The 15,966-nt window shown below is 25.5% G+C and carries 10 protein-coding genes, 3 tRNA genes and 1 other RNA gene; 8 read left to right on the top strand and 6 right to left on the bottom strand.

Annotated elements, in window-relative coordinates:
• The first annotated feature begins 13 nt into the window (after nt 1-13).
• On the top strand, nt 14-3,187 hold the full coding sequence (locus EXC28_RS05825) for an MIP family Ig-specific serine endopeptidase (protein WP_029329901.1): 3,174 nt from the start codon (nt 14-16) through the stop codon (nt 3,185-3,187).
• Between the two features lie 39 nt (nt 3,188-3,226).
• Here EXC28_RS05825 and EXC28_RS02230 read toward each other — a convergent pair whose 3' ends face one another.
• The 6 genes from EXC28_RS02230 to EXC28_RS02205 all read right to left on the bottom strand — a co-directional run bounded on the left by EXC28_RS02230 (nt 3,227) and on the right by EXC28_RS02205 (nt 6,926).
• Nucleotides 3,227-3,799, bottom strand: coding sequence for a DJ-1/PfpI family protein (locus tag EXC28_RS02230; protein ID WP_051622526.1), 573 nt, complete (start codon nt 3,797-3,799; stop codon nt 3,227-3,229).
• A 161-nt stretch (nt 3,800-3,960) separates the two neighbouring features.
• Nucleotides 3,961-4,034, bottom strand: a tRNA-Gly gene (locus EXC28_RS02225).
• 1 nt (nt 4,035) lies between these two features.
• Nucleotides 4,036-4,109: transfer RNA gene (locus EXC28_RS02220), tRNA-Gly, on the bottom strand.
• Between the two features lie 89 nt (nt 4,110-4,198).
• Nucleotides 4,199-4,274, bottom strand: a tRNA-Arg gene (locus EXC28_RS02215).
• A 106-nt stretch (nt 4,275-4,380) separates the two neighbouring features.
• Nucleotides 4,381-5,994 carry a GIY-YIG nuclease family protein gene (locus tag EXC28_RS05820; protein WP_029329899.1) on the bottom strand — a complete coding sequence of 538 codons (1,614 nt, stop codon included), beginning with the start codon at nt 5,992-5,994 and terminating at the stop codon, nt 4,381-4,383.
• A complete protein-coding gene (locus tag EXC28_RS02205; protein WP_036437304.1) occupies nt 5,994-6,926 on the bottom strand; it encodes a gamma-glutamylcyclotransferase family protein in 933 nt (310 codons plus the stop codon). The genes EXC28_RS05820 and EXC28_RS02205 overlap by 1 nt, the downstream gene beginning before the upstream one ends.
• Before the next feature lie 153 nt (nt 6,927-7,079).
• Between EXC28_RS02205 and ffs the strand changes: the two genes are divergently transcribed.
• The 7 genes from ffs (at nt 7,080) to EXC28_RS05805 (ending at nt 15,960) form a co-directional block, all read left to right on the top strand.
• Nucleotides 7,080-7,175, top strand: an RNA gene (gene ffs / locus EXC28_RS02200) — signal recognition particle sRNA small type.
• Nucleotides 7,176-7,188: 13 nt separating this feature from the next.
• The gene (locus tag EXC28_RS05815; RefSeq protein ID WP_029329897.1) at nt 7,189-7,824 is read left to right on the top strand and encodes a hypothetical protein; all 636 of its coding nucleotides are present in this window, start codon (nt 7,189-7,191) and stop codon (nt 7,822-7,824) included.
• 30 nt (nt 7,825-7,854) lie between these two features.
• Entirely contained in the window at nt 7,855-8,454 is a 600-nt protein-coding gene (locus EXC28_RS02190; RefSeq protein WP_029329896.1) for an FMN-dependent NADH-azoreductase, read from the top strand.
• A gap of 143 nt (nt 8,455-8,597) precedes the next feature.
• A complete protein-coding gene (locus tag EXC28_RS05810) occupies nt 8,598-13,244 on the top strand; it encodes a coiled-coil domain-containing protein (protein WP_029330343.1) in 4,647 nt (1,548 codons plus the stop codon).
• Between the two features lie 168 nt (nt 13,245-13,412).
• Nucleotides 13,413-13,856, top strand: coding sequence for a 50S ribosomal protein L11 (gene rplK, locus EXC28_RS02180; protein ID WP_029330345.1), 444 nt, complete (start codon nt 13,413-13,415; stop codon nt 13,854-13,856).
• Complete coding sequence (rplA, locus tag EXC28_RS02175) at nt 13,856-14,548, top strand: 50S ribosomal protein L1 (RefSeq protein WP_029330347.1); 693 nt, start codon at nt 13,856-13,858, stop codon at nt 14,546-14,548. The genes rplK and rplA overlap by 1 nt, the downstream gene beginning before the upstream one ends.
• A gap of 86 nt (nt 14,549-14,634) precedes the next feature.
• Entirely contained in the window at nt 14,635-15,960 is a 1,326-nt protein-coding gene (locus EXC28_RS05805) for a hypothetical protein (RefSeq protein ID WP_029330349.1), read from the top strand.
• Nucleotides 15,961-15,966 lie beyond the last annotated feature (6 nt).

Here is a 15,966-nt window from a genome sequence, read left to right as displayed (position 1 = left end):
TTATGGAGAATTAATGAAAAAAAATAAGAAAAGAATAGGTTTGATTTTAGGTTTAACAACAACAGCTATTATTGGTTCGTCTATAGGAATTGGCGCATATTTTGCTTTCAAAAAGAATGATAATACTCTTAAAAATGATGTACATATCAATCAAGAGTGATTCAAGAATGTTAGAGAAACAATAGAGAAAATTAAAGCCGTTCCAAGTTCTAATTTATCATCAAAAATCCAGTGAATTGATAACTTTGAGACAAAACTTTTAAATTTGGAAAATAATTCATCTTTAGCTAAAGACAAAGTGCCATTATCGAATTTTATCAAAGAAATCAAAGAGTTTATAGCTAATGAAATTGATATTACAATTGAAGATTATAAAGTCGATTCATCATCTATTAATATAATTTCATCAGAAAATCTGGCAAAAATTAATATCACTATTAATAAATTAAAAGAATTAAAAAATATTAATAATGATTTAATTGCAATTAATAAGACCATTGATTCCTTTAATATAGAAATTAATAAATATGCTTTAGTTAAAATTAATGTTATTAATATAGATTTTTTAAATAAATTATCTTCATTAAAAGAATTTACTGTTAATATTAAAAATAGACTAAATGCATTACAAACATCTAAATATGAAAATGAATTAAATTTGTTAAAAAATTCATTGAATAATTTTTCAAACGATCTTAACTATTTTTCATTAGATGAAAAACTTAATTTATCATCTACTGTTTTAAAATTTGTTTCTTGACATAACAATAAACTGATAATTCTAGATTCATTTAATTCAATCAAATCTTTAATCGAAACTGAAAAGCAAGAAAATGAAATAAATGATAAAGAACGAATAATTAAAGAAATTAATTTGTTAATAAATGAACTTTCACTTATTAATGCTGAATTTGAATTTAATGATAATAATGTTGAAATAAGAGAAAAAATAAATTTATTTAGTTCAAATAACAACATTAATAATGAAAATTTAATCAATCTTAAACTTGAAGTTTCAAATTACTATCATTCAATAAATGAATTGAAAAATAATATTCTTGATGTTAGAACAAGTAAAATTAAATCAATTAAGTCATTAATAGCACTTAATGACGATACAATTAATTCATATAATAATGAAATTCAATTATTTGATATTCCAGAAGAAAATATTAATAGATGAAAGATTGAATTATCTTTATATAATAAAGAATTCAGTATAATATGAAATTCAATTAACAACTACATTTTAATTGATCAATATAAAACAAATAAATTAAATGCGTTGGAAGATAAAAATAAAGCTTTACTCAATTCATACAATGAATTAGTTACAATATATTCTGAATTGGTGTCCTTGAATAATCGAATAAAGAATTTTAAATTTGATTTTAACAATTTAGTTGCTAAATTTAATAACAATTTATTTAAATTAAATGAATTTTTAATTCAATTAAAAACAATAGAAACAACTAATTTTGTTCAAGAAAAAAATGATTTAATAATTAAAATTGAACAATTAATCCAACAATATAATGATTTTAATATTTCGAATAAAAGTTATGAACAAAACGACTTAATTATTGAATTTATGAATGTAAACAATATTGAAGGGTTGAGTTTGGAATTGGCAACTTTAATTGCGAAAATAAATAATGAAAGTCATAATTCAAATTCAGAACTTTCAGGTTCGTTTGTAAATTATGGTGTTAATCAACCTTTATCTTTAGAGGAAAGAGATTTATTTTATACAGAAAATCCCCAATATGTCAAGTTCAACGAATTGACGACTGACGAAAATCATATATTTAATAGTAATAATGATTATTTAACCGCAACATTAAATCGTTCATTTTCATTGCTGTGAAATTTTAAAAAAATTGACGAGACTAAAGCTGTACTAGGAAAACAAAATTTAAATGAATATACTGGTGGAACCTTTTGAGTTTTAGATTATAAGCATATTCAAGGAAACAAATATAAGATCTTTTTAGGAACTAATTATCACGTTGCAGTTGATTTAATAACGGGCGATGATTATAGCGAATATAAGCAACCACTTAAAAATAAACAAGTAAATAATATGTTAATTACAGTAAGTAGAGGAGTTATTGATAGAAATAATATTAAAAACAATGTTAATATATTTTTGCCAAAGAAATTTTGACCTAGAATTTTCTGATTAGCACATAACTATATGCAAGATGATATAGTTTTACCGAATAGTAATTTATATTTCAGCGATTTTGCTGTGGTTGAATGAAACATTGATTTAGATGAATTAAGCGAATACTATAATCCAGAAATAGCAACAACTGCAAGCTCAATCATTACTGAAAAGCGTAGAGCTAGATTCATTGCTGAATGTATTAAAAAAGCAATAGAAGAATTTAATAAAACAAAACAAATGATTAAACAAAATCAAAATTACTTAAATAATTCTTGAAATATTCCATATGTGGATATAGATTACACTACCCTGTCTTTAATTAAAAATCAAAAAATATATAAACTAAATACAAATATAGAAAATGAACCTTCAAAAACACATTGAACAATTAGAGAAATAAGAGAGTTATCTAAAATGTTAGAAAAAGCCCATTTAAACAACAATTCACTATATCAATCGCGACCAGATTTCTTACATTTTGCTGGTTATGGATTAACTGATTTTAATCGTTTATTAGTTACATTGTTTAAATCCGTGCCTTACGGCCAAGAAGATAATAAAGAGGCTATTTATAATGGTAATTTAAGTAAATTTTTCAAAGTTGATACATCATTTCATGGCAAACATGTTGTTGATTCAATTTTATTCAATGAAATTTCACCTGTAACATATGGTGCTTGATACCATTATTACATTGATCATAAAACAGTTGGTGGAGTTTCTGGTTCATTAGTTATAAATCAAGAGGGATTACCAATTGGTGTTGTTTTTGGTGTTGGTACTAATATAATCAGTATTCTAAATGATGAAAATAGGTTTGTAACACTTCATCCTTGATCGATAACCCCATTTAGTTTAACAGCCCCATTTTATAATCCAGAAAATGGTTTAAATGCTTATCCATACAATTTAATTGATAATTCAAATAAAGTTATATATCCAAAACAAAAAACTTCTTATCGTTCTAAATTATATGAAGTATTTGGTAATGATTATAGAACTAGTTTGTTTGAATAAAATAAAAGCTCGTTTTGAAAATAAACGAGCATTTTTTGTTTATTTAGCATACATGTAGAAATGAACCAAATTATATGTGTCAATATCACAAGTAGTTTTAACAATTTCTAAACCTAAATCAATCCCAGCTGCAGCACATCTACCGGTAATTAATTTGTTTTCGTAATTAGTTACCATATTTGCATTTCTGTTTGTTCCTGGATAATTTAGATTGTCATTTCCAGATTGAATTGGGAATGAAGAATAAGATGCATTTTTTGCAACTAGTCCTTTTTCAAAAAGAACATTAGGTGCATCACAAATTGCATATATAGGTTTGTTTTTGGTTCAAAAATCTTTAATAATTGTTTGCGCTTGTTCATTTGATCTAAGCAATTGCGCAGCAGGACCTCCAGGAATGAAAATTGCATCATAAGCATTTAGATCAACATGAGTTGTTGCTTGTAATGCATATGTACCATATTGACTTTTAATGTTTGTTTTAGTATTGTGAAAATATGTAAATGTTCATTTTTCGCTTTTAGATAAACAAGATAAAACTGATGTTAATTCCACATCATTAAATCCATCTTCAACTAACACTAATAAATGTAATTTTTCTTTATTTTTCATATTTATTCTCCTTTGTATTATTTAGCTTGTGAATCTTTGCATAAGAATTATATAATGAAAATCTTGCATTTTATGTGGTGTTCAAAATAAAAAATCGGCATTAACCGATTTAAATTAAGGTGAGAATTAGGGAATTGCACCCTTGTTTTGCTTTTTTCTCATGGTGCGAATGAAGGGAATCGAACCCTCGTATTCAGAATGGCAATCTGATGTTCTACCATTGAACTACATTCGCGTGGTGCGAATGAAGGGAATCGAACCCTCGTAGTTAGCTTGGAAGGCTAAAGTTCTACCATTAAACTACATTCGCATTAACGCAATTGCGATAATTATTATACTAGATTTTTTGAATTAAATTAGCAAATATTTATCATTTTTGTAAAAAAGATATAAAAAAAATGGCGATCGCGGCAAGAATCGAACTTGCGACAACAGGCTTAGAAGGCATGTGCTCTATCCCCTGAGCTACGCGACCACAACACCAATATTATAGCACATTTAAAAATATATAAATTTTATTTTAATAAATTTTTCTTGTATAAAAATGCTGATTATATTGGAGGCTATTTAGTCATTTTTAATTATTTAAGACTATTTTTCATTGCAATTTTTGAAATAAAACGACGAGTTTTGTTTGCGTGTTTATCGACAATTTCTTGTTTTTCTAAAAAGAATTTTTTAGTTATCTCTTTTACATTAAGAATTTCATTGTCATCAATATCAACGATTTGATAGAAAGTGTGTTCTTTTTTCTTTAGTCCAAAGATTGGTTTAATTTCTGTAATTATTTTTTTATCATATGCTTGCTGTAAGATTGATAATACAGATTTAATTTGTTGATTATGACCATCGAGGAAAATAACATCTAAATTATTGTATTGATCTTTTCTTTCCTTGATGTATTTTGCAATAATTTCTTTCATGTAATTAATATCACTGTAATTACCAATTTCTGTATTTAGTTTTTTGACAAATTGATTGGTTAAAATTGCATTTTGATAATAATGAATTACTCCGCACGAAATATCTTTTTTATTTTGAAAAGAGTTATCAATAATTGCGAAGTTTTTCAAGTTTTTAATGTTTAGAATATCACTTAAATTACTCAACATTTCAGTTTGATATAAAAATTCTTTTTGATAATAAGAAATTGCTGTTTCAATTTTGGATTTAAACAACTCGTTCATAATAACTTCCATTGTTTCAAAAACATCAATGTTCTCAATTGGTTTAAAATTAAAATCATTTTCATAAATTGAAGGTAGTTTTAGATATTGATTATCAATATATATTCAATGAGTAAGGTTATTGATTGTTTCATATCATTTAATTAAAGCATTTAATAATTCATTATCATCAATATCACGATTGATTTTAATTATTTCTGAATATTGATTAGATTGCTTTTTATTAATAAAACGTTCAGCATAAAACAAAACATAGATATCATTTTTATATTCGTATTTTTTGAAATTTAAAATATCATATGGTGTTTTACTTAAAAGAGGGTGTTTTAAATATAAATGATTGTTGACATTTGTTTCAAAAACAGAAGCAACATTTTTGTAAGTTTCAGCTAATTCAAAGTTGAAATTTTTTCTTGCATTGTTTTCGTATTTTCTTAATCGTTTAATTAATAAATCGGGATTTTTAAAAATTTCTTTAATTTCTTTTAATTTAAGTCTTGCATTTGCTTCATTATAACGTTTAACTTCAGTTATGTTTTCATTATTTAAAAGATGCAATTGAAGATATTTTTTTGTATCTTCTCAATAACTGTTTTTCTTAATTAAAGGGCCGAAACAAGCATAATTTCATTCATTAACGTTCCCGTTGCCTTTTCTAATTTCAATTGTATGTATTTTTTTATTATAAAAAACATGAATGTATGGAAAATATGGGTTAATTGGTAATTTAACATTATATTTTGGATTATATTTATAAATTAATTCACGTTCTTTATTTAAAGCGTCATTATCTGTTTTTAGTTCAATTAATTCAAGCGAATCAATGTCTTGAAGTAATTTAGGTGTTAAATATGAATTGTCTGCAGTCCCATTTAAATAACATGATACACGATTTTTTAAATTCTTTGCTTTACCTACATATATTATTTCTTTGTTTTTGTTATATCACAAATACACTCCCGGTGTTTCTGGCAGTGTTTTAATTAATTCTTTGGGATTATCAAGCATTATTTACCTTCATTATTTTCATAATTTCTAACATAAGCATTTAGCATTTGGTTTAAACGATATCAAGGATCGATATGAAATACTGGTAATGCAAGTTCAAGAGCATTATTTGCAACACCAAGCTTTGCTTGAGGTAATTCTTTGTCTAATTTGTTTGATAAATAATATCAAGGTAAATTTTCGGTAAAATAATTTAGATTTAGATTTTGAACTAGTGGAATGTATTTGATTGTAAAGTTTTCTAATTTTGCTTCATTATTGAATAATGCTTGATAATCAAGACCTGAATTAATATCTTTTTTAGAAAACATAAGGAATCCTAAAAAATGTTGATTATGTAAAGTTAGTTCGATAATTGTTCCATGAACAACATATTTAACTAATTGATTATCTTTTTTTCCTTCAAACATAATTGCAACATAAGGATGAGTTCATGTTTTAACGTTTTCATTTAGTTCTTTAGTTGATTTATATAGGAAAAGAAAATCGTATAATGGAAATTCTTTTGTTCTTTCTTCTAATTCAATGAATGATTTCATATTTTGATCATTTTCATTAGGATTGTTTGAAAATTTCATTGTTTCATCAACTTTTTTTCATTCCCCTGCTTCTAATTTTGAATATACATAAACATTTTCTATAATTTCATTTTTATCTGTTATTAAAACATTGGCTTGAAATCTTCCGTATTGTGGAAACATTTCTCAACGATCTAGCATAAATAATTGATCAACTGTGACTTCAAAAATTGTACCTTTTACTTGTGAATATTTATCTTTTTTTAATAAGAAATAATTTGTTTGATCATAACATTTCATAAAACCATTTAACACAGCTGGGTGTTTAATTACATTTTTTCCTAATAACGGTTCATAGAATTTAGGATCTTGAATTGTTCCATAACTAAATACATAAATTTTTTCTTCATTCATAAATCCCCCTTGAATTTATATATTTAAAATTTTATAATAATTTTGCAACTATTGGTAATATCGATTTAAAAGAAAAAATTTTATGTGAAAAAACCCTTGTAGATAGTTTATACATAAAATCTTAAATTGATTATTATTTATAATGTGTTATAATAATAAAGCCATGAGAATGACAACCTTGTAACCTGGTCAGGATAGAGATATAGCAGCCATATCGAGAAGTGTCGTGTCTTATGGTTTTTATATACAGGAGATAAAAACCATGATTTGTACAAGATTATTAATGCTAATACCAAACCATACTGATTATAATGTTTTTCCCCTAATGAGAACAACTGAATACACCATTTATATTAAAGTTTCAAATGTTCAACATGATAATGAAATCAAAGCATGTGAATTAACAAAATTATCTAGTTATGATATTGAAAAAAAATATGATGAATTATATCTTATTGATAATGAATTTTTTATTACTGAAAATAAAATATATGATAAATTTGTTTCAGATAAATTGGTTTGAAATTATGGTAATGAATCATTAAATTATCATAATAGTGCCTTGCAAAAGCACTTATTAGAAATACTTCTTTCACATTTAACAGGTGAAAATCAATCTTATTCTTTAATTGCGATGTTAGATAGTGCTAAAGGTCCTGAACCAATGCATATTTATTGCGATAAACAATTGGCTTATGATGAAATGACTAAAGTATTGAAAGAAGATGGTGGAAAATTAAAATTTTCAACAATTCAAGCATCAAATGTGCTTGATAATACAATTCCAATTGTTTTAGAAAACATGGAATTAGGCACAACAAAACATTATTTAAGCAATATTTTAGGTGCATTTGTTATTAAAGCTATTGAATATATCAAAGAAAAACAAGAAAAATAAACATATTAACAACTACAAATAGGAGGTTTTATGAATAAAGTAATTGTTTTATATGCATCACCTTCCTTAAAAGAAAATTCATTAAGTTATTTCTTTTATGAAAAATATTTAAATGAATATAAATTAATAAATCCTGATGATGAATTTAAGTTTTATGATTTAAATGAATTACCTATGGCTAATAAAACCTTAAATTCAAATAATTTTGCCACTTTCTTTAATCAAACAGATAGTTTAGATTTTATTAAAGAATTAAAAGAATCAAATAAATTAATTATTGTAACATCAATGATTAATTTCAATATTCCTGCCACTTTAAAAAACTTTATTGATCATATTTGTATGGCTAATGAAACATTTTCATATAAATATTCAAACAAAGGAGATGCAATAGGTTTGCTTAAAAATCTTAAATTGCAAGTTATTGCTACTCAAGGCGCTCCAGAGGATTGATATTTATGAGGAAACCATGTTAAATATCTTGAAGAAACATTTAAATTTTTAGGTTTAAATGTTAATGAAAGTATTTTAATTGCAGGTACAAAAACAAAAGAATTTGCCTTAAAATCTAAAGAAGAACATTGATTATTTAAAAAAGAAGAAATAATAGAAAAAGCAAAAAAATTTTAATAAAATCAATTAAAAACATTGAAAAACCAATGTTTTTTTTTTTTTTTTCAAAAAATATTCATTTTTTTGATATTCTTTTTACGTTTTTTAGTGATTTTATTAAAAATAAATTAGTAAATAATTTATAGAAAGTGAGTAGTTTTATGAGCAAAAGTAGAAAAGTTAAAATTATTCTTACTACAATCTTAGGATTATCTGTTACTGGTGCAGTTGCGGGAACAGCATATGTTTTATTAAGGGATGAAAGTTTAAAAACAGAAATTAATAAATTAATTAATGAAATTGATGATTATACCAAAGAAAATTTAGGCGTTGAAAATAAAATGGAGTTGAAAAATGAAGCAACTTCATTGATAGAAAAATTGAACAAAGCTAAAATTGGTGGAAAAATTTCAGATTTGAAAACAACATTGCAAGATGGTAGACATAATTTTGAAATTTTAAAAGAAAAGAATAGATATGGTGATCTAGCTAAGGAAGTTAAAGAATACCTAGATAGTATCAATGGTGAGAAAACTAAAGATATCTTCAATCATTTAAATGAGCAATTAAATACAAGCAATGCAAATGTTATAAATGCTAAAACTGTTGCTGAAATTGAAAATGAAATCAATGTTTTAAGCAATAAATTGCAAGAAGCTAAAAATGAAGTTGCAAACAATGAAGCGGGAAATCGTAGCGCATTAGTTGATCAATTCAAAAAAATGGCTAATGACATTAAAGAAGAAATTTCAAATTGAAATGATCCAAAATACAATGACATTAAAAACAGTTTAAATACTGAAATTGAAAAAGGCTTGCAAACAGTTTCTAATCCAAGTTTAACATCTGCCGAAATTCAAACTCAATTGGAAGCTTTAAAGAAAACATTTGATAACACAAAAGTTAAAAAAGATATTATTGATGCTAAATCAGATTTTGCAAATTTAGTAGGCATTATTAATAAAGAAATTTCTAAATGAGATGATCCAAAATATGCCGATATTAAAGAAGAACTTGAAAACTTCATCAATAGCAAAACTGAAGAAGTAAATAATGAAACTAGTTCAGCAGAAGTTATTAGAAATATAATTAAGGAATTAGAAACTAAATTTGATGAAGCAAAAAATAACAAAGAAGAAATTGATACATTAAGTGAAGCAGAAATTCATAAACGTTTAGTTGCAGAATTAAAGAAATTAGCATCAGATATTAAATTAGATGCAAATCAATGAGTATCTCCAAAATTTGATGATATTAAAAACCCATTAATTTCATCAGCTGATGCTAAATTGGCAATTGCTGACCTTGAATCAACTACGTCAAAAGAGCTTTCTGATGCAATTAAGAATCTAAAACAAGAATACCAAAATGCTCTTAATGCCAAAAAACAAATTGAACTAAATGACGCCAAAAAAGAATTTAATGATTTAAAAGATTCAATTAATAAAGAAATTAGTAAATGAACTGATGGAAAATATAATGACCTTAAAACAAATCTTGAAAATTCAATTTTAACTAAAAATAATGCAGTTGTTGCTGAAAATGATTCTATTGAAACAATTATGAGTATTGTATCTAGCTTGAAAGCGGAATATTTAGATGCATTATCAGCCAAAGGAATTATTGATGCAAAATCAGAGTTTAATAAAGTGTTAGAAAAAGCAAACATTTTAAAAGATGATCCTAAATTAGAAAATTACATAGTAATTAAACATTATTTAGAAAATCAAATTAATTTAACTACAAATAGTGTTGAAACAACTCCTACTGTCGAAAATATTAATAATCAAAAATCTATTTTAGAAAATGCAATTGAAAAAACTAATAAAGATTATGAAATTGCAAAAGCTGGCGATGAATATATTAGTGTTTTTAATAAAGCACAATTATTGCATAGTAGATTAGAAAATAATTCTGCTGAAAAAATAAAATTAGATCAAGTAATGGTTGAAACTAAAAATGCAGTTGAAGCAAATGATAGAACTAAAGAATCAATTGAAGCAGCAAAAATAAAATTAGAAAAGGTTATTTCTGAAATTGAAAAAATAACTGCGAATAATGCTTTAATGGAATTTGCCGATGCTTTGAATAAATTAAAAACATATCAAAAATCTTTAGCTACTTGAAACAACAATGCAGCTCAACCTTTGACAACCCATATTAGTGATTATGATGCGAAATCAAAAGCACCTAATATTAGTAACGAATTATTAAAGCAATATACAAAAGAAATTAATACATTAATTTCCGATACTATAAATAATGTATTAACCTCAACAATTAACGAAGCGCGTAGTTATTCAAAATCAGCTCCTGTTGTTGAATACCCTTCAATTCAAAATAAATTAGAAAATAAGCTTGCCGAATATAATAATACTAGTTCATGAACTGAAACTAACAAGGATACAAAGTCTTTAGAATTACATAAATATGTTGAAACAATTAAGAATGAAATTAAAGAAAAAGCATATTCAACATTTAAGACATTAAAATCAAATGCTTCTATATATATTTCTGCTGATTATACTGACCCAACAACTGTATCTAAAATTAATGAACTTAAATCATTACTATCTTCATATGATTCATATAATGAACATACCGACGAATCAAAACTTGTAGTAGCAAATAAAGAACTAGAAAAACGTTTAAATGAAATCGATTTATATTCAGAACATGATAAATTTGTTAAATTAGTTGAAAATGTTGATAAATTTACCAAACAATCTACTAATGCTTCTGCTTTAAAAGATAAATTGAATGTTCTTCTTCCTTCAATTAAAGAAAAAGAAAATCAAGCATTTTTAAAGAAAGAACAATTAGGTATTAGAACTCAATATGAAGCATTGAAAAAAGCATATGATTTTTCAAATTCGTTTAATGAATATTATGATCTACAAAATAGTCTTGCTCATCTAGAAACTAAATATCCACAATATGCTAAAGAAAAATTCTTTACTGATGCTAAAACAGTTGCCACAACTTTAAAAGCAGAAGAACGTAATACAATTGATAATTTTGATATTCAAAAAGGTAATACTTCAATTAATACATTAAAAGCACAAGTTAATACTGTACTTTCATCTATAATGGAAAAAGAAAGAGAACGTAATGTATCATTGAGCGCTGATGCCAGCTTAGCATCAGCAAATATGTTAGAAAATCCATTTTTATTTAAAGAATTAGAAACATATAATACAGATATTAAACCATTAATTAACTACAATGCAAATTCAAATGATTTACAACAAGGTAGATATGAAAAAATCATTGATGAATTTAAAGGCAAAAATGATTTGTTAAATGAAAAAATTAGAAATATTAAGAATAGAAATAATGATATTGTTTCAAAATTCGCTTCCGAAGATATGAAAGATTGAAACAATCAAGTAATTAAAGAAACAGAGCTTACTCTAAATGAATTAAATTCTCGTGCTCAAATATTAAGTGATGGTGTAACTGATAACTTAGCTAGAAGAGTAATTAAAGCAGAATTTAAGAAATTATTTGAAAAAGTGACAAATAAATTTGATGAATATAAAAATAAATGAAACTCAAATAAAAATAACATTGCATATTCATTAGCTGTTCAAACATATGCAAAAACTGTAGAAGAATTATATATTTACTTTATGTCTACAGCAGATGTTGATTGAGTTAACCATAGAGGAACTGGTCAAGCAACAACATGACAAAAACTTGCTAGAAAATACTATGGTTCTCAACATAGTGTAAATTGACGGGGTTTGTTCACAAATGAAACAGCTGAAAGAATTATTCCTAAAATTTCAAATTATAAAAATAGATTTAATAACAGTGTAATTTCAGCGATTACAGATACTTTACCAAGTAAATGAGCTCAAGATAGTTCTAGAGCATTAAATCTTGTTTTAACACAAGACGGTTATATTCCAATTGTTACAAATACTTTACAATATGTTGATAAATTTGTTGAAATTTTAAATAATTTATCAATGATCACTAAAGAAACTACCACAAGTATTTCAAATAATTCAGAACGCAATCAAGTTTTAAACTATTTAAATGGTAAATTACAAAGTATATACAATAATTTCACAAGAAATATTGATAAATATACTGTACAAAGTAAAGGTGACTTGCAACAAGAATTTTATGCAATGAAATTAAAAATAAATGATTGATTAAGCAATTATAAGAAGACATCATATAATCAAAATATTAAACACGAAGGTGCAACATTGTATCTAGAAGGTCGTTTAAAAGATTATGAAGGTGTTATAACAACATCTGGTGTATTTGCAGACCAAGTTGTTGCATTAAGATCACTATATAATGCCTTTGAAAATGCAAAACGTATTGCTGATGGTAATACATCAGGAGTTGTTGTGAATGAACACAAATCATTCTTAAAAGCTGAAAACACCAATTTATTATTTGAATTCTATGAAGCATTAATGAAAATGCAAGATAAATATCATTTTAGTTTTAAAACAGTTTCTATAAATTGATTACCTGTTTATAAAGCGGATACCATTATGGATACAAATTGATATAATGAAAAAACATCTTCTGAAGCAATTGTAAATTCAAACTTCATATATTATGATGAGTTTGAATATAATTGAAAGAAAAAATACAATATTCTTAAATCACGTGTTGATTTTGGTTTGGCATTTAATATTTTCCCATCATATGCGACCGAAAGTATTACAACCATAATATATCATGCAAATTATGCATATCAATTAGGTAGATATGAAGAAGCATACAACAAATTAAAAACCGAAATGAATAAATACGATGGAACACTGGGTGATCCTAAATAAAAAATATGAGACAACAGTAGTTGTCTTTTATTTTTGTTGATGTAAAAAAGTGTTATAAAGTTAATCATTTTTGGTATAATTGTAGCGCAATTGTATTAATTGCCTCTAAGCAAGTGGGAGAATTTATTTTAGATTCATTTGCACCACAAAAATCGAAAGGATTTAATTATGGCTAAAGAAATTGTTAAACAAGCAAAATTACAATTTGCTGCTGGTCAAGCAAAACCAGGTCCTGCATTGGCTGGAGTTGGTATTAATATGCCTGAATTTACTAAAGCATTTAATGACAAAACTAAAGATAGAGGATCAGAACCCGTTCCTGTATTAATTACAGTTTATAAAGATAAATCATTTGATTTCAAATTATTTACATCACCTACATCATATAAATTAATTCAAGCTGCTAAAGTGAAGAAAGGTAGTAGCTCTTCAAACAAAGAAAAAGTTGGATCAATTACTATTGCTCAATTACAAGAAATTGCTGAATATAAAATGCCTGATTTAAACACAACAAATTTACGTTCAGCAATGAAACAAATTGCTGGCACTGCTAAAAATATGGGAATAGTTGTTGAAGGTTATGAAGAATTCTTAAAAGAAGGTCTTAACTAATGGCTAAAAAATTATCAAAAAATCTACAAGCTTCAAAAGCACAATTTGATAAAAAACAAGTATTACCATTATTGGATGCAATTGAATTAGCTAAAAAAGTTTCATTTGCAAAATTTGATGAATCTTTAGATATAGCAATTAAATTAAATTTAGATACAAGAAAATCAGACCAACAATTAAGAGGAGCAATTGTTTTACCACATGGAACTGGTAAATCAGTTAAAGTATTAGTAGCAACAGATGATGTTACTGCTAAAAAACAAGCAGTCGAAGCTGGAGCTGACTACGTATATACAGCTGCTGAATTACCTGAAGTTTTAAACCAAGACAAATATGATTTTGATGTAATCGTTGCCGACCCTAAAATGATGTTAGTTTTAGGTAAATATGGTAAAAAATTAGGACCTAAAGGTTTAATGCCAAACCCTAAAACAGGAACAGTTACTACAACTCCTGCAGTTGCAGTAACCGAACTTAAAAAAGGTAAAGCAAACTACCGTGCTGATAAAGGTGGAATTATCCATGCATCAGTTGGTAAAAAATCAATGGATTCAAATGCTTTAAAAGAAAACGCAGAAACATTAATTAACACAATTAAAAGATTAAAACCTGCTGCTGTTAAAGGAACTTATGTATTAAACATTACAGTTGCTACAACAATGGGTCCAAGTGTTAAAGTAAAAATCGATTAATTATACAATTAAAATAAACTAAGTTCGCTTAGTTTTTTTAATACTTTTTTACCCATAAAACTCTATAAAATGATTAAAATATAAATATGAATGTAGTTAAGAGAAGAAAAAGAATATTAAGAAATTTCTTAATAATTATTTTTACAATTTTGACTTTTATAATAATTCTTGCATGTATTTTTGCCATTAAATCTCCTGTTAAACTAGGTTATTATGATTTATCTTATAGTAATAACTACGTTATTGTAGATGACAGAGGAGATAATAGAAATAGAGATAAGTATTTAGCCCATCCTGATTTATTAGCAATAAATGATGGAAACAAACTTGTAGCATTTTACGTCAATGGTCATGGTAGAGGTGAAACCATTGTTAAAACATCAGATGATTATGGTCTAACTTGATCTGAAAGATTAAATAATCTCCCTACTAGTTTTAAAAAGACACAAGAAACACCAACAATTTTTACATTGAATTTCAATAACGGAACTAAGAAATATTTATTAACATCAGCAAGACCTGGATGAAATTCAAGATTCATGCAAGGTGAAGGTTTAGATATATCCATTTCTAACGATGGTCTTACATATTCTGAACATAAAAATTATTTTGGTCCTAATGCAGATAGTGAAACATATAAATGAGAAAAAGGTATGTTAAATCCCATTGTAGCATTTTCTAGTTTACATAAAATTAATCAAGAAGATGCTTGATATGGATATTTCCACGATTACGATTTTATTATTTATAGAGTTAAGATTCATTTCGAAAACGATCAATTGGTTTTATCAAAACCAATGAAAGTATTTAGTCAATATAGAGATATTGAAAAATTACGTAAATTCTCTGAAGTACAAGTGTTTAAAATATCAAATAGTAATCAAATGATGATGTTAATCAGAACAGAAGCAAGAAACTCAAATTCATATTATGCAATATCAAATGATTATGGTGAAACATATTCAGAACCAAAGGAATTACCTAATCACATTACTGGCGATAGACATAAAGTATTTTTTGACAAAAATAACAGAATTCTAATTTTATATAGAAAAATTGATTACTATAGCAATGCATTTAATATTAAATCTAGATCATATCTATATTCTCATGGTCCAATGATGTTTATCGCCAATAACATAGATGATATTATTAATGACAATCATAGTGGATATTTAGTTAAATTAGGTCATACTTATTCAAATGAAACAGGCAATATTGAATATCAAGCAAATCCAGATACTGGTTATTTTGGTGGGTATATTAACAATCAAAATAAATTAGTTGCATTAACATATGGTAGATTTAAGTCAAACGACAGAAATAACACATGCATTGTTGCATTTAACATTGATTTAAATAATTTAATTGAAGACATTAAAAATAATAGAATTCCATATAAAACAAAATAAAAAATA

The organism is Metamycoplasma cloacale (assembly GCF_900660735.1).
In the GTDB taxonomy this organism is placed as follows: domain Bacteria; phylum Bacillota_I; class Bacilli_A; order Mycoplasmatales; family Metamycoplasmataceae; genus Metamycoplasma; species Metamycoplasma cloacale.
The sequence above is the reverse complement of the archived record's forward strand: the minus strand, read 5'-3'. Positions and strand labels throughout refer to the sequence as shown.